Here is a 15,350-nt window from a genome sequence, read left to right on the forward strand (position 1 = left end):
GAATGCGGCTACCTGTGGTTTGTTGGCGAAGGGGGCTCGATGGCAAAGGAGAAGATCCTGCCACCGGGGAAGTCTCCGAGGGAGTTCTACGGATCCGAGCTGAAGAGGCTGCGTGAATCCGCCACCCCGAGGATGTCCCAGGAGAAGTTGGGGGCCATGACCTTTGTCTCCGGTGCTTATATCGGACTATTGGAGACGGCCGTCAGAGTTCCGCAGATCGACCTGTCACTCCGGATCGACGAGGCACTCTCAACAGGCGGCGTGTTGGAGCGACTGCACGACCTGCTCGAATTCTCGCGTTTCGCCGATTACTTCAAGGAAGCGGCCGAGTTCGAGAGCCAGGCCGTCACGATCGGCGAGTTCGCGGCACTGGTGGTACCGGGCCTGCTGCAGACGCCCGAGTACGCGAGGGCGATCTTTCTGAGCGCTCAACCCTTGCTGACAGAGGACGAGCTGAACAACCGGATCGCCGCCCGGATGGAACGAACCAACCTCGTGGCCGACCCCGACGGCCCCAAGCTGTGGTACATCCTGGACGAGGCGGTGATCCGCCGAACGATCGGCAGCCAAAAGATCATGGCTGCGCAGCTCCACCACGTCGCAGAACTGATCAAACGGCGCCGGGTCATCGTGCAGATCGCTCCCTTCGACCGGGCCCATGCGCTACTTGAGGGAATTCTGTCGCTGATGACCTTTCTCGACGCGCCGCCGCTCGCTTATATCGAAGGTCCACACGCAGGTCAACTGATCGACGATTACCAGTTGTTCGCCCGCTGCCAGGAGTCCTACGATCTGGCACGGGCCGCCGCGTTGTCGCCGGAGGCGTCCCTGGCCCTGCTCCTGTCGGCGGCGGAGGAACACGAAAATGCGCGAGACTGATCAGCAGTTGGCCCGCTGGCGGAAGAGTAGTCACAGCGGCGGCAACAACGGCACCTGTGTTGAGGTGGACGACGCTGCTCCGGGGCGGGTCCGGGACTCCAAGGACCCCGACGGGCCCGACCTCACCTTCAGCCCGGCCGCCTGGCAGGCCTTCGTCACCGCCGCCCGGGGCGGGGAGTTCGGCGACGTCTGACCGGTCGGGCCGGCCGTCCGGGGTGCCTCCGGGCGGCGGGCGCGCTCGGTGCGGTGGTGGCGGCGTTCCGGAGCGGCCGGCCGCCCGGCGGGAGGGCTCCCGCCGGGCGGCACCCGTCAGGCCGACAGGCCGAGCCGAGCCAGGCGCTCCGGGTCGGTGAAGATGTCCATCGCGACGACCTTGCCGCCGCGGACGGTGAACGCCGCGAGCGAGACAGGGCGTCCGTCGGCGAACACGGCGACGGCGGGCTCGCCGTTGACCAGCACCAGCCGGGTCTCCCCCGCGAACCGGGCCGCGAACACGCTCGCCCCGGACGCCACCTCGGTCGCGCCGCGCCGGACCAGGCCGGGCCGCAGGACACCGCCGTCGTTGCGGGCGACCACCTCGGGGTCGAGGATCGCGAGCAGCGCGTCGAAGTCCCCGCCGCGAGCCGCGGCCAGGAAGGCCGCCACGACCTCGCGCCGCAGGGCCAGGTCGGCGTCCGGCGCGGGCGCGGCGCCCTGGACGCGGCGGCGGGCACGGCTGGCGAGCTGGCGGGTGGAGGCGGCGGTGCGGCCGAGGACGGGCGCGATCTCGTCGAAGGGCACCGAGAACAGGTCGTGCAGCACGAACGCGAGCCGCTCCGCAGGGGAGAGCGTCTCCAGCACGATCATCAGCGCGATGCCGACCGAGTCGGCCATCAGGATCTCGTGCTCCGGGTCGACGGCCTGCGCCCCGCCGATGACCGGGTCGGGCAGCCGGACCTCCCGGCCGTCCCGGTCCTGCATCGGGTCCTCGCGCCGGGCGGCCCGCGAGCGCAGCAGGTCCAGGCAGACCCGGCCGACCACCGTGGTCAGCCAGCCGCCCAGGTTGGTGACCGCGCTCGTGTCGGCCCGCTCCAGCTTGAACCAGGCCTCCTGCACCGCGTCCTCGGCCTCGCTGAGCGAGCCGAGCATCCGGTAGGCCACGGCCCGCAGATGGGGTCGGTGCTCCTCGAACCGCGCGGCCGGAAAATCTTCCCCGTTCACCTGTCACATCCTCGCGTCGGGATCCGTCAGTGCTTCGACGGACGTTAACCGGTCCGCGCGACACCCGCGCCGGGCCCCCTGAGCTGGAGGACCATCAGATGACCACCCACACCGCCCGGATGAAGAACCCCGCCATGGTCCTGCCGGACGCCATGAAGGGCATCCAGAACATCTACAAGGCGATGTACCAGGGCGGCGTGCCCCACCGGACCATGGAGCTGGTCCACCTGCGGGCCAGCCAGATCAACGGGTGCAGCGCCTGCGTCGTCGCGGGCGTCACCGGGGCCAAGAAGGCCGGCGAGACGGACGAGCGGCTGCACGCCGTCGCCGCCTGGCGGGAGGCGCCGTACTTCACCGACGAGGAGCGCGCGGCCCTGGCGCTGACCGAGGCCGCGACCCGGATCGCCGACCGCTCCGGGCAGGCCGTGCCGGACGACGTCTGGGACGCGGCGGCGGACCACTTCGGCGAGGAGCAGCTCTCCGCGATCATCCTGATGATCGGGCTGACCAACTTCTTCAACCGGATCAACGCGACGATCCAGGAGCCGGCCGGTGCGACCTGGAACTGAGCGGGCGGCGGCCCGGCTCAGGACTGGCGCCCGCGCCCCGCGTTCGGCGGGCGGCGCCGGCCGGGGCCCGAGGAGCCACCGGCCGGACCGCCCGACGGGCCGCCGGAGGAACCGCCGACCGGGCGCTGCCGGGGCGGACGGCCGGGGCCGAGGGCGGACTGACGGCGCTGGATCTCACGCCAGATCCGCGGCGGGCAGGGCCCCTGCGGGTGGTCGGAGAGGAAGCTCCCGTAGGGCACCCGGCGCGGCACCATCCCGACCTCGACCCAGGACGGCTTGCCGGTGCGGTCCCAGCCCTCGTTCTCCATCCGGATGTAGTCGTCGCGGTGGTCCTTGTCCTTGCTGGTGATCTGCAGGACCTCCGCGTACCCCTGCTGGGCCTGGAGGATCACGCAGTAGTGCCGGGCCGCCTCCGCCCGGTCGCGGAACGGCACCATCGCCACCCACACCTCCCCGGCGGCCGGGCGGGCGACGGTCCTGGTCCGGGAGTCGGTGCGGCGCGGCGGGGTCCAGGACCGCTCCGGCGGGCCGCCGGCCCAGGACCGGACGCGGAGCCGCCAGGCCCAGGCGATCGCGCCGACCACGACGCACTGGAGGGCCGAGGCGTTGGCCCCGGCCTGGTCCCGCACCCCGAAGACCTGCGGGGCGAGGTACGCGCCGACCAGGTGGGCGACCAGCGCGGCGAGTCCGGTGAGGGCGGCCGCCCGGACCGGGACCACCCAGGGTTCGACCCGGCGGCGGCGACCGGCCTGCCAGTCCAGCAGCAGGGCGACCGCGTAGGAGATGCCGGCCAGGATCGCCACCTGGGCCGGGGTGGCGTGCAGCGGCGGCGTCTGGCCCTTCATGACGGCGGGTATCAGGACGGGCAGGGCGAGCAGGTAGCCCAGCACCGTGAAGAAGATCAGCATGAAGAAGGCGTTCAGGCAGCCCCCGCCACCGGACCGCCGCCCGCCGCCTCTCGGGCCGTCGCCCGAACTGCCGTACCGCCGCGCCATGTTCGCCACCCCCACCGTGGTCGTCCCGGTCGGGCGCAATGTATCGGAGATCCCGGGGTGACGGGAGTGCCGCGATAATCCGGACATGACCGCCCGCCGACCGCCCTCCCGGACCGCCCGCCGCCCCTCTCCCCGGGCCGCTTCCTGGACCGCCTTCGGCGGCGATCTGCACCTCGACCTCACCGGGCGGCGGGCCGCCGGGACCGGGCTGCGGGCGGCCCTGGAGGACGCGCTGCGCGAGGCCGTGCAGGACGGACGGCTGGCGCCCGGTACCCGGCTGCCGTCCTCCCGGGCGCTCGGCGAGGACCTCGGGATCGCCCGGAACACCGTCGTGGAGGCGTACGGGCAGCTCACCGCCGAGGGGTGGCTCAGTTCGCGGCAGGGGTCCGGCACCACGGTGGCCGAACGCGCCACGCCGCGCCCCGCCGAGCGCCCCGCGACCCTGCCGCCGGGGATCCGGCCCACCGGGCGGCACGACCTGCTGCCCGGCCGGCCGGACCTCTCGCTGTTCCCGCGCACCGCCTGGCTGGCCGCCGCCCGGCGGGCGCTGGCCACCGCACCGCACGACGTGTTCGACTACGGCTCCCCGCTGGGCCGGATCGAGCTGCGGCGGGCGCTCACCGACTACCTGGCCCGGGTCCGCGGGGTGCGCACCGACCCGGAACGCCTGCTGATCTGCGCCGGGTTCAGCCAGGGCCTCGGTCTGCTCGCCGCAGCCCTGCGCGAGCGGCTCCGTCGTGGCGAGGACGGCGGTTCCCGCGCCGCCCGCGGCGCCCGCGCCGTGGCCGTCGAGGCGTACGGACTGCCGCCGCAGCGGGACGTCCTGCGGGCGGCCGGGCTCGCCCTCGTACCGCTGCCGATGGACGGGTACGGCGCGCGCACCGACCTGCTGACCGGGCCGGGCGCCCCGGCGGCCGGCGCCGTGCTGCTCGCCCCCGCGCACCAGTTCCCGACCGGCGTGGCCCTGGCCGCCGACCGCCGGTCGGCGGCGGTCCGCTGGGCGCGCGAGCACGACGGCTACGTGATCGAGGACGACTACGACGGCGAGTTCCGGTACGACCGGCAGCCGCTCGGCGCCATGCAGGCGCTCGACCCGGACCGCGTGGTCTACGGGGGGACGGCCGCCAAGAGCCTGGCCCCGGGCCTGCGGCTGGCCTGGCTGGCGCTGCCCGACGCGCTGGTCGAACCGGTCGCCCGGTTCAAGCGGCTGGCGGACACCATGTCCCCGGTGATCGACCAGCTGACCCTCGCCGAGCTGATCACCTCCGGCCGGTACGACCGGCACGTCCGCCGCTCCCGGCTGCACTACCGGCGCCGCCGGGACCGTCTGGTCGCGGCGCTCGCCGAGCGGGCCCCGCACGTCCGGGTCACCGGGATCGCCGCCGGGCTGCACGCCGTCCTGCAACTGCCGCCCGGCGCGGGCCCGGAGGCGGAACTGGTCGCCCGTGCGCGGGCGGCGGGCCTGGTCGTCTCCGGTCTCGGCCCGCACCTCCTCGACCCGTCGCTCGCCCCGGACGCCCCGCCCGCCCTGGTGGTCGGCTACGGCACCCCGCCCGAGCACGCCTTCCCGGCCGCCCTGGACGCTCTCTGCGCGCTGCTGGCCGAAGCGGGCGGCTAACGGCACCGAGGCGGCGGTGCCGCAGCGCGAGCGGGGGGCGGCAGCACGGACAGGGGCGACAGCACGGGGCCCCGGATCAGGAATACCCGCGCCGCCCAAGGGAGTTCACTCCGGAAGCCGTCCACGCCCCGAGGGGGAACCGCCATGCGCATCGCCGTCATCGGAGCCGGCAAGGTCGGCCGCGGCCTGGCCCTGGCCCTGGCCTTCCACACCGCCGGGCTCGACGTCGCCCTCGGCACCCGGGACCCGGCCGCCGCCCCGGACGGGCCGGTGGAGGCGGTGGGGATCGGCGACGCGCTGGCGGGCGCCGACACCGTCGTCCTGGCCGTCACCGGCACGGCCGTGGACGGGCTGCTCGCCGAGCACGGCGCGGCCCTGGACGGCCTGCTGGTCGTCGACGCCACCAACCGGGCCGGGCGGCCGGACGGCGTCCTGCACAACGCCGGGGCCGTGGCCCGGCACGCGCCGGGGGCCCGGTACGCCCGGGCGTTCAACAGCGCCGGGGTGGAGCTGTTCGGCCGGCCGGACCCCGACGGGGCCGCCGCCGACCTGCTGTTCTCCGCCGATGAGGCGGACCGGGCCGCGGTCGAGCGGCTGATCGGCGCGGCCGGCCTGCGCCCGGCCTACCTGGGGCCGGCGTCGTACGCCGACCTCGACGCCGCGCTGCGCCTGCTGGTCCGGCTCACCGCGGTGAGCGGCAGGCGCCACCTGGGGTGGCGGGTGGTCACCGAGTGACCGGCGCCGGTGCTACTTGTTCCGGTTGCCGAGCTCGAAGAGGAGCAGGATGAAACCGGCGAAGGCGTGGGTGGCGACCGTGTAGATCACCAGCCGGATGCCGACGCGACGGTTGGCCCACTTGCCCGCGTCGATGGTCTTCGGGGCCGAGGCCGGGGCGGGCGCGACGGGCGCGGCGGCCGGGGCGGGGGTGGCGGGATCAGCCATGGGAGATCTCCTCCGAGTGTTCCGATGTTCCGACGTCGGGTCAGTGGTGCGGGGCAGGGCCGCCGCCGAGGCAGAGTTCGCCGCCGGGGCTCTGCAGCAGGGTGTGCATGAAGAGCAGCTCGACCCCGGCCGCCGAGTCGGCGGCGATGCAGTGCGGGGTGAGCGAGTCGAAGTGGGCGGAGTCGCCCTCGGCCAGCAGGTGGACGCGGTCGCCGAGGGTCAGCCTGAGCCGGCCCTGGAGGACGTAGAGCCATTCCTCGCCGGGGTGGACGCGGACCACCGTGTCCTGGACCCCCGGGGGGACGTGCACGCGCAGCGCCTGCATCGCGCGGCCGGGGGCCCCGGCCCGCCGGTAGCCCCAGCCGCCGGCCCGGCCGGGTTCGATGGCGCCGCCGCGCACCACCGGGTCCGGTTCGACGAGGCTCTCGCCGAGCAGGCCGGAGACGGAGGTGCCGTAGGCGCGGGCGAGGCCGAGCAGGACGGGCAGCGAGGGCTGCCGGCGCCCGGTCTCCAGTCGGGACAAGTACGCTTGGGAGAGCCCGACCCGGGCGGCGGCGACCTCCAGCGTGAGGCGGCTGCCGAGCCGGTGCTCGCGCAGCCTCGCGGCGAGGCCGGCCACGTCGTGGTCGTCGAACTGGTCGCCGGGGTCGGCGGGCGGACCGGCTGGGCTGGTGCTCATGTGTCCAGTGGACACCTCACATGCCGCAGGGGCAAGAAACTTGCCTCAGAGGCAAGACGGCTCCGCGTGCCCGCGCCCGGACGGCCGACCCTCCCGGCGGCGGCCCCGGCACCTCCGGCCTCCCCCGACTCCCCCGGGGGTCGCGGCGCGCCCTACGGCCTGGGGATGTTCCGCAGGTTGGACCGGGCCAGGTCGATCATCCGCCCCACCCCGCCCGAGAGCACCGTCCGGCCGGCCGCCAGCGCGAAGCCCTTCAGCTGGGCGGCGGTGATGTGCGGCGGGATGGAGAGCGCGTTCGGATCGGTCACCACGTCCACCAGTGCCGGACCGGGCCGCTCCAGCGCCTCCTCCAGCACCTCGCGGACCCGGGCCGGTTCGGTGACCCGCTTGGCCGGGATGCCCATCGCCCGGGCGATGCCGGCGTAGTCGACGTCGCCGTTGTCGATCTCCGACTCGGGGTAGCCGGAGACCAGCATCTCCAGCTTGATCATGCCGAGCGCGCCGTTGTTGAACACCACCGTCTTCACCGGCAGCCGGTGCTTGGCGACCGTGAGCAGCTCGCCCAGCAGCATCCCGATCCCGCCGTCACCGGCCATCGCCACCACCTGCCGCCCGGGACAGGCCAGTTGGGCGCCGATCGCGTGCGGCAGCGCGTTGGCCATCGAGCCGTGCAGGAAGGAGCCGATCACCCGGCGGCGCCCGTTGGGCTGCAGGTAGCGGGCGGCCCAGACGTTGTTCATGCCCGTGTCGACGGTGAACACCGCGTCGTCGGCGGCCACCTCGTCCAGGACCGAGGCCACGTACTCGGGGTGGATCGGCAGGTGCTTCCCGATGTCCCGGGTGTAGGCGCCGATCACGCCCTCCAGGGCGCGGCAGTGCTTGTCCAGCATGGCGTCCAGGAACGCCCGGTCGGTCTTCTGCTCCAGCAGCGGCAGCACGGCCCGCAGGGTGGACGGGACGTCGCCGTGCACGGCCAGTTCCAGCGGGGTGCGGCGGCCGAGCCGGGTGGCGTCGTGGTCCACCTGGACGGTGTGGGCCTGCGGCAGGAAGGAGTCGTACGGGAAGTCGGTGCCGAGGAGGACGACGAGGTCGGCCGAGTGGAGCGCCTCGTGGCAGGCACCGTAGCCGAGCAGACCGCTCATACCGACGTCGTACGGATTGTCGTACTGGATCCACTCCTTGCCGCGCAGGGAGTGTCCGACCGGCGCGTGCAGGGCGTCCGCGACCGCCATCACCTCGGCGTGCGCGCCGCGTACGCCCGCGCCGCAGAAGAGGGCCACCCGGCGGGCGGCGTTGAGCGCCTGGGCGAGGGCCTGCACCTGGGACCAGGGCGGGGCGGCGACGGCCTGCTCGGTCAGGAAGCTGCCGGTGCCGGTCGGTCCGGCGGCGGGCAGCGCGGCCACGTCGCCGGGGAAGGCCAGGACGGAGACACCGCGCGCGCCCAGCGCGTGCTGGATCGCGATCCGCAGCAGCCGGGGCAGCTGCGCGGGCGTGGAGACCGTCTCGCACCAGCTGCTGCAGTCGGTGAACACGCGATCGGGGTGGGTCTCCTGGAAGAAGCCGGTGCCGATCTGCGCGGACGGGATGTGCGAGGCCAGCGCGAGCACCGGCAGGCCGCTGCGCTGGGCGTCGTAGAGGCCCTGGATGAGGTGGGTGTTGCCGGGCCCGCAGGAGCCCGCGCAGACCGCCAGGCGCCCGCTCAGCTCGGCCTCGGCGGCGGCCGCGAAGGCGCCGGCCTCCTCGTTGCGCACGTGCACCCAGCTGATGCCCTCGGCTCGGCGGATCGCGTCCACCACCGGGTTGAGGCTGTCGCCGACCACCCCGTAGACCCGCTCCACCCCGGCCTGCCGGAGCACCTCCACCATCTGCTCGGCCACACTCACCACGGGGCTCTCCTCCACCGGCCGACGGTTGCCGCACGACACCGCCACCGTCCGGCGTACGGGCCCGCCCCGCAGCCGGAGCGGGCCCGTACGGGTGAACGGAGGGCCGGGGCGGGCCCTTCGCGTCCTCCTACTCCGCCGCGAGGTGGTCCGCCGCCGCGCCGACCCGCCCGCCCGCCACGCCCGCCTGCGGCTGGCGGCGGGCCGGTTCCCGGCCGGGCGGCTGGCTGCACCGCTCCTGGGCGGGCGGGGCGGTGGTCGGCAGCGAGACCGGCTCACCGGCCTTCACCTGGACGGCCTCGCCGTCGTGCCGCAGGTGGATCACCTCGCCGCGGCGCAGCGTGTAGGTGGTCTCGTCGTGGCCGATCCGGACGCCCAGCAGCTGGCCGCGGACCAGCAGGGAGAAGCTGAGCCGCATCAGCCCGCTGGGCAGCCGCGGCCGGAAGGAGAGCGTCTCGCCGTGGTCGCGCAGACCGCCGAAGCCCGCCACCAGGGCGACGCACGCCCCGGCCAGCGAGGCCATGTGCAGGCCGTCCCGGGTGTTGCCGCCGAGGTCGTGCAGGTCCATCAGGGCGGCTTCGGCGGTGTAGTCGTACGCGAGGTCGAGCTGGCCGACCTCGGAGGCGATCACCGCCTGGGTGCAGGCGGAGAGCGAGGAGTCGCGGACGGTCAGCCGCTCGTAGTAGGCGAAGTTGCGGGCCTTCTGCTCGTCGGTGAAGGCGTCGCCGCGGACCTGCATGGCGAGCACCAGGTCGGCCTGCTTGACCACCTGCTTCCGGTACAGGTCGAAGTACGGGTAGTGCAGCAGCAGCGGGTAGTTCTCGGCCGGGGTGTTCTCGAAGTCCCAGAGCTGGTGGTCGGTGAAGCCGTCGGCCTGCGGGTGGACGCCGAGGTTCTCGTCGTACGGGACGAACATCGCGGCGGCGGCGTCCCGCCAGGCGGCGGTCTCCTCGGTGTCGACGCCGAGCGCGGAGGCCTCGCGCGGGTGCCGGGCGGCGGCCTCGGCGGCGGCGCGCAGGTTGGTCTGCGCCATCAGGTTGGTGAAGACGTTGTTGTCGGCGACGGCGCTGTACTCGTCCGGCCCGGTGACGCCCTCGATGCGGAAGTTGCCGGCCGCGTCGTGGTGGCCGAGCGAGCGCCACATCCGGGCCGTCTCGACCAGCAGCTCCAGCCCGTACTCGCGCTCGAACTCGACGTCCCCGGTGGCCCGGGCGTACCGGGCGACGGCGGCCGCGATGTCCGCGCCGATGTGGAAGGCGGCGGTGCCGGCCGGCCAGTAGCCCGAGCACTCCTCACCGCGGATCGTCCGCCACGGGAACACCGCGCCGGCCAGGCCGAGTTGCGCCGCCCGCTCGCGGGCCAGCGGCAGCGTGGTGTGCCGCCAGCGCAGCGCCTGGTTGACCGCGGAGGGCAGGCAGTAGGTGAGGACCGGGAGGACGAAGGTCTCGGTGTCCCAGAAGCTGTGCCCGTCGTAGCCCGGTCCGGTCAGCCCCTTGGCGGGGATGGCCCGTTCCTCGCTCCGGGCACCGGCCTGGAGGACGTGGAAGACGGCGAACCGCACGGCCTGCTGGAGTTCGACGTCACCCTCGATCTCGATGTCGCTGGTGTCCCAGAACTCCTCCAGGAACCGGGCCTGTTCGGCGACCAGGCCGTCCCAGCCGGTGTACCGGGCGGCGGTCAGCGCGGCCTCCACCTGGTCCCGGACGGCCGGCTGCGAACGGGTCGCCGACCAGCCGTAGGACATGAACTTCACCAGTCGCAGCCGCTCCCCGGGCCGGAGCACGGTGGTGACGCTGATCCGGCAGTGGTCGTCCTCGGACTCGGCCACCGTGTCCAGCCGGTCCGGGCCCTCGATGACGTGGTCCATCCCGGCCGCGACCCGGATGCCGCTGTACCGGGTGCGGTGCACCAGCACGGCCTTCGTGCCGCCCGCGTGGCTCACCTCGGCGAGCAGCGGAGCCTCCAGGACGGCGGCGGCCCGCGGGTCGCCGTCGGCACCGCCGGGCAGCTGCTCGTTGGCGACCAGCTCGGACTGGAGCACGATCCGCACCGGGCCGTCCACCGCCTCGACGGTGTACTCGACGGCGGCGATGGCCCGCTGGGTGAGCGAGACCAGCCGGGTGGACTCGACCCTGATGGTCCGCCCGGCCGGGGAGGTCCACTCGGCGGAGCGCCGCAGCAGCCCCTCCCGGAAGTCCAGCCACCGCCGGTGGCTGAGCAGTTCGCCGTACCTGAGGTCGAACGGCTCGTCGTCCACCAGCAGGCGGATGATCTTGCCGTTGGTCACGTTGATGACGCTCTGGCTGGACTCCGGGTAGCCGTAGCCGCCCTCCCCGTACGGCAGCGGGCGCAGCTCGAAGACGCCGTTCAGGTAGGTGCCGGGCAGGCCGTGCGGCTCGCCCTCGTCCAGGTTCGCCCGCAGGCCGATGTGGCCGTTGGAGAGGGCGAAGACGGACTCGGCGCGGGCCATGGCGGCCAGGTCGAGGCCCTGCTCGGCGATCTGCCACGGGTCGACGACGAAGGGCTGCTCCTGGCCGGTCATGCCGTCTCCTCGGGGATCAGTTCGGCGAGGTCCCGGACCACCACGGTGGCGCCGTCGCGGCGCAGTTCGTCGGCCTGGCCGGCGCGGTCCACCCCGACGACCGCGCCGAAGCCGCCGGCCCGGCCGGAGGCGACCCCGGCCAGCGCGTCCTCGAAGACGGCGGCGTGCGCGGGCTCCACGCCCAACGACCGGGCGGCGGCCAGGTAGGTGTCCGGCGCGGGCTTGCCCGGCAGTCCCTCCCGCTTGGCGACGACGCCGTCCACGACGACGTCGAAGAACGCCTCGATGCCGGCGGCGCGCAGCACGTCCCGGCAGTTGGCGCTCGACGAGACGACCGCGGTGGGCAGGCCGAGGGCGCGCAGCCGGCGCACGTACGCGACCGAGCCGTCGTACGGGCGGACGCCCTGCTCGCGGATCATCCGCAGCACGGTGTCGTTCTTGGCGCGGCTGACGCCGTGCACCGTGCGGGCCCCGGGCGGGTCGGCGTCGGTGCCCTCGGGCAGGTCGATGCCCCGGCTGTGCAGGAACGCCCGGGTGCCGTCGAGTCTCGGCCGGCCGTCCACGTGGGCGTCGTAGTCGGCGACGGCGTCGAAGGGAACGAACGGCCCGCCGGTGCGGGCCGCTTCGGCGCGCAGGAGGGCGTCGAAGGTGTCCTTCCAGGCCGCGGCGTGCACCGTGGCGGTCTGGGTGAGCACCCCGTCGAGGTCGAAAAGGAAAGCGCGGATGTCGTCCGGTAGCCCCAGCATGGGTGCAGTCTTACCCGCGAACGCGAACCTAGCCGCCCATTCCCGGCGGCGCGTCGCGGGAACGGGCGGCCGGGGGCCGCGCCGGGGTCGGTCAGGGCGAGTCGGGGGTGGCGGTCACGGCGAAGACGGCGCCCTGCGGGTCCTGGACCACCGCCATCCGCCCGGCCTGCATGTCGAACGGCGGCTGGATCACCGCGCCGCCCGCCTTGACCAGGGCGTCCACCGTGGAGTCGGTGTCGTCGACGGAGAAGTACGTCATCCAGTGCGGGGGCGTGCCCGGCGGCAGGTACCCGGCGACCGGCTGCATCCCGCCCACGGTGTGGTCGCCGACGTTGAGGGAGTAGAACCCCTCCATGCCCTGGATGGTGCCCGGGCGCAGGCCGAGCGCCTGCTGGTAGAACCGGCCGGACGCCTCGGTGTCGGTGGTGTTGAGCTCGTTCCAGACCAGTGCGCCGGGCTCGTTGACGACGCCCGCGCCGATGAACTCCAGCTTCTGCCAGACCCCGAAGACCGCGCCGGTCGGGTCGCCGGCGACCAGCATCCGGCCGGTGTCGCCGACCTCCATCGTCGGGTACACGATGGTGCCGCCCGCCTCGGTGATCGCCCGGCCGGTCGCCTCCACGTCGTCCGAGGCCAGGTAGGTGGTCCAGCCGACCGGCGGCAGCGGCTGGCCCTCGGGGGCCGACCGGCCCATGATCCCGGCGACCGGCCTGCCGTTCAGCGAGCACACGGAGTAGCCGCCGAACTCGGGCGGCCCGACCTCGCCCTGCCAGCCGAACAGGTCACGGTAGAAGTCGAGTGCGGCCTGCTGGTCGCTCGCCATCAGGTCCACCCAACACGGGGTGCCGGGCTTGTACGGTGCGGTGACTACGGGCATTCCTGGGCCTCCCAAGCGATGGTCCTCCGCCGCGGCCGGTCCGGGACGCCGCGGCCGACCGGCCGCGCGACCGAACGGCCGTACACCGCCCACGATCGCCTCGCGCCCGCGATCCCGCCACCGGACGGCGCCCCGGCGGGCGACCGCTCGCCGGGGCGGCCGGGGCGGTCACTCCTCGTGGCGGGCCCTTCGGGCCGCGGCGGCGCGGGCGGGTCGGCCGCGCGCCGGCCGGGGGCAACGCGCACCGACTCGGGCCAACGCACGCCGGTCCGGGGCAACGCACGCCGGTCGGCCGGTCAGCCGCCGGAACCGTAGGTCGTGCCCTCGCAGAGGTTGTCGTCCGCCGAGCGGGTGTCGTTGATGACGCTGGTGGGCAGCGGGGCCGGCTCGGCCGGGGTGGCCGGCGCGGCCGAGGCACCGGGGGCGGTGGCGGTGGCGTCAGCCGTCCCGCCGTTGGCCGCCGCGAAGTCCTTGCCGACGATCACCGTGATCCCGGCCGTCTTCCCGGCCGCGACGGAGGCCCCCGGGAACAGCTCGGCGACCTTCTCCGCGTTCGCCCGCTGCCCCGTGCCGTACTCGATCATCGTGGTCGCGTACTTGGTGTTCATCGCCGCGCCCATCCTGGTGGCGGCGAACTTGGCCGTCTTCAGCAGCTCGGCCGCCTTGCCGTCCATCCCGCGGGAGACGGTGCCGTTGTAGACGCCCACCTTGATGCTCTGGTTGGCGGTGTCCGCGGCCGTGGTGGCGGCGGCGGGGGTGGTCGGCGCGACGGGCGCCACCGCCGGGGTCGTGGCCTCCGCGGGCTGCTCGCCGGTGGCGTTCTGGCCGTCGATGGTGCGGTCGGCCTTGATGGTCGCCCAGAGCTTGTCCGCGTCGGCCTTCACGAGTTCGAGGGCCTCGTCGGTGCGGATGCGCCACGGTGCGGTGACGAACTTGAGGTCGTGCATGTCGATGTCCTTCAGCGAGAGACCGAAGGACATCAGTTTGTCGACCGAGCCGAGGCCCTCGTCGACCGTCAGCGACTTGGTGGCCGCGTCGGCGAGCGGCAACAGGTTGGTGGGGGTGAGTCCCTGTTTCTTGATCTTCGAGGCGAGCGAGCTGAGGAAGGCCTGCTGGCGTTTCATCCGGCCGATGTCGGAGCCGTCGCCGATGCCGTGACGCAGCCGCACGTAGTCGAGCGCCTGCTGGCCCTGCACCTTCTGCGGACCCCTCTTCAGGACCACGTCGCCCTTCTTGGGCAGCTTCTGGTTGAGGTCCTTCTCGTAGATGTCCTCCGGCAGGCATATGTCGACGCCGTCCACCGCCTTGGTCATCGCGGCGAAGCCCTGGAAGTCCACCACGATGGTGTGGTTGACGAAGATGCCGGTGATCTTCTCCACCGCGTTCTGGGTGCAGGCCGGGTTCCCCGTCTCCGACCCTCCGGTCGAGAAGGCCTCGTTGAACTTCCCGACGTGCTCCTTCGTCCACTGCCCGTTCGCCTGCTTGCACTTGGGCAGGGTGACCAGGGTGTCGCGCGGGAACGAGATCCCGACCGCGTGTTTGTGGTCGGCGTAGACGTGCAGCAGGATCGTGGTGTCCGAGCGGGCGCCGCCGTCCTCGCCGCCCCCGAGGTCCGCGTTGCCCTTGCCGCGGCTGTCCGAGCCGATCAGCAGGATGTTGACCGGTTTGTTGCCGTTGGCGTCCGCCGCCGCCTCCGGCGGGCGCTCGGCGGCGACGCCGTCCTTGCCGAAGGACTTGATGTTGCCGTTGAGCTTCCAGTAGATCGCGCCACCGGTCCCGGCGATCAGCACCAGCGCGCCGGCGGCCGACCAGGCCGCGATCTTCTTGACGTTCCGCTTCGGCTTCCGGCTCGCCCGGGCCGCCGCGCGTCCGCCCGCCGGGGACGCGCCCGCCGGGGACGCACCCGCCGGAGACGTGGCCGGTGCCGCGGTGCCGCCCCTGTGCGGCCCGGCCTTGGCGGGCCCGCCGTTGCCCGGCCCGCCCCTGCCCTGCGCGGCCCGCCGGGCCTCGGCCCGTCCACCGGTCCGCGGCGGCGGCACCGCACCGCCGGCCGCGCCGCCGTCCGTCAGCGCACCGGGCGCGTCGTCGCCACGAGCCGGGCTCTCGCCCCACTGACCTGACATGCGTGCACCTTTCACTGCCGGACGCCGCGCCCCCCTGCGACCGGACGCACTGCACACAGAGAAGACGGTCGAGACCGCCTCCGGGTTGCACATACGACGGTCGCAATAACGGACGGGCTCCCCGGCACCACCCCCGGGCGCCCGTTCCGCCCCACCGGTCCGCCGGCTCCCCGGGAGATTCACCCGGAGCGTACAAATCGCCCATACGAACAACCTGGCCTCGTCACAGGCCCCGCCCCGCACGCCGCCGGGGGTGTCCAGTGACGGGTGCATGCTTTATGTTGCACAGGCAGCACA

General features: G+C 73.9%; 15 protein-coding genes. 6 read left to right on the plus strand and 9 right to left on the minus strand.

From position 1 onward, the window contains the following. The first annotated feature begins 39 nt into the window (after positions 1 to 39). Complete coding sequence (locus ACFWOG_RS09790) at positions 40 to 879, plus strand: Scr1 family TA system antitoxin-like transcriptional regulator (protein ID WP_380356503.1); 840 nt, start codon at positions 40 to 42, stop codon at positions 877 to 879. After that, positions 866 to 1,072 carry a DUF397 domain-containing protein gene (locus ACFWOG_RS09795; protein WP_355403758.1) on the plus strand — a complete coding sequence of 69 codons (207 nt, stop codon included), beginning with the start codon at positions 866 to 868 and terminating at the stop codon, positions 1,070 to 1,072. Before ACFWOG_RS09790 ends, ACFWOG_RS09795 begins: the two co-directional genes overlap by 14 nt. 116 nt (positions 1,073 to 1,188) lie before the next feature. On the opposite strand, the gene ACFWOG_RS09800 is transcribed toward ACFWOG_RS09795, so the two are convergent. Further along, positions 1,189 to 2,079, minus strand: coding sequence for a sigma-70 family RNA polymerase sigma factor (locus tag ACFWOG_RS09800; protein ID WP_380356507.1), 891 nt, complete (start codon positions 2,077 to 2,079; stop codon positions 1,189 to 1,191). A 98-nt stretch (positions 2,080 to 2,177) separates the two neighbouring features. Between ACFWOG_RS09800 and ACFWOG_RS09805 the strand changes: the two genes are divergently transcribed. Next, a complete protein-coding gene (locus tag ACFWOG_RS09805; protein ID WP_329947874.1) occupies positions 2,178 to 2,648 on the plus strand; it encodes a carboxymuconolactone decarboxylase family protein in 471 nt (156 codons plus the stop codon). Positions 2,649 to 2,665: 17 nt separating this feature from the next. Here ACFWOG_RS09805 and ACFWOG_RS09810 read toward each other — a convergent pair whose 3' ends face one another. Next, complete coding sequence (locus ACFWOG_RS09810) at positions 2,666 to 3,556, minus strand: hypothetical protein (protein WP_380356510.1); 891 nt, start codon at positions 3,554 to 3,556, stop codon at positions 2,666 to 2,668. Between ACFWOG_RS09810 and ACFWOG_RS09815 the strand changes: the two genes are divergently transcribed. From ACFWOG_RS09815 to ACFWOG_RS09825, 3 genes are all read left to right on the plus strand, one after another. Then, positions 3,555 to 3,704 (plus strand): hypothetical protein, encoded by a 150-nt coding sequence (locus ACFWOG_RS09815; RefSeq protein ID WP_380356513.1) that lies wholly within the window; start codon positions 3,555 to 3,557, stop codon positions 3,702 to 3,704. The genes ACFWOG_RS09810 and ACFWOG_RS09815 overlap by 2 nt on opposite strands. 24 nt (positions 3,705 to 3,728) lie before the next feature. Next, on the plus strand, positions 3,729 to 5,261 hold the full coding sequence (locus ACFWOG_RS09820) for a PLP-dependent aminotransferase family protein (RefSeq protein WP_329947872.1): 1,533 nt from the start codon (positions 3,729 to 3,731) through the stop codon (positions 5,259 to 5,261). 144 nt (positions 5,262 to 5,405) lie between these two features. Further along, a complete protein-coding gene (locus tag ACFWOG_RS09825; protein ID WP_380356516.1) occupies positions 5,406 to 5,996 on the plus strand; it encodes an NADPH-dependent F420 reductase in 591 nt (196 codons plus the stop codon). A gap of 12 nt (positions 5,997 to 6,008) precedes the next feature. On the opposite strand, the gene ACFWOG_RS09830 is transcribed toward ACFWOG_RS09825, so the two are convergent. The 7 genes from ACFWOG_RS09830 to ACFWOG_RS09860 all read right to left on the minus strand — a co-directional run bounded on the left by ACFWOG_RS09830 (position 6,009) and on the right by ACFWOG_RS09860 (position 15,053). After that, positions 6,009 to 6,203: a DUF6126 family protein gene (locus ACFWOG_RS09830; protein ID WP_329878594.1), complete on the minus strand. Its 195-nt coding sequence runs from the start codon at positions 6,201 to 6,203 to the stop codon at positions 6,009 to 6,011. Between the two features lie 40 nt (positions 6,204 to 6,243). Continuing rightward, complete coding sequence (locus tag ACFWOG_RS09835) at positions 6,244 to 6,882, minus strand: XRE family transcriptional regulator (RefSeq protein ID WP_329878596.1); 639 nt, start codon at positions 6,880 to 6,882, stop codon at positions 6,244 to 6,246. Between the two features lie 152 nt (positions 6,883 to 7,034). Further along, positions 7,035 to 8,747, minus strand: a complete 1,713-nt coding sequence (locus tag ACFWOG_RS09840) for a pyruvate dehydrogenase (RefSeq protein ID WP_380356545.1) — start codon at positions 8,745 to 8,747, stop codon at positions 7,035 to 7,037. A gap of 148 nt (positions 8,748 to 8,895) precedes the next feature. After that, on the minus strand, positions 8,896 to 11,307 hold the full coding sequence (locus tag ACFWOG_RS09845) for a glycosyl hydrolase family 65 protein (RefSeq protein ID WP_355403739.1): 2,412 nt from the start codon (positions 11,305 to 11,307) through the stop codon (positions 8,896 to 8,898). Then, positions 11,304 to 12,053, minus strand: coding sequence for a beta-phosphoglucomutase family hydrolase (locus ACFWOG_RS09850; protein ID WP_329878602.1), 750 nt, complete (start codon positions 12,051 to 12,053; stop codon positions 11,304 to 11,306). Before ACFWOG_RS09850 ends, ACFWOG_RS09845 begins: the two co-directional genes overlap by 4 nt. A gap of 91 nt (positions 12,054 to 12,144) precedes the next feature. After that, positions 12,145 to 12,930, minus strand: a complete 786-nt coding sequence (locus ACFWOG_RS09855) for a VOC family protein (RefSeq protein WP_329878604.1) — start codon at positions 12,928 to 12,930, stop codon at positions 12,145 to 12,147. A gap of 296 nt (positions 12,931 to 13,226) precedes the next feature. Further along, positions 13,227 to 15,053 (minus strand): LCP family protein, encoded by a 1,827-nt coding sequence (locus tag ACFWOG_RS09860; protein WP_380356522.1) that lies wholly within the window; start codon positions 15,051 to 15,053, stop codon positions 13,227 to 13,229. Between the last annotated feature and the right edge of the window lie 297 nt (positions 15,054 to 15,350).

It is taken from the genome of Kitasatospora sp. NPDC058406, from assembly GCF_042722765.1.
Lineage (GTDB): Bacteria > Actinomycetota > Actinomycetes > Streptomycetales > Streptomycetaceae > Kitasatospora.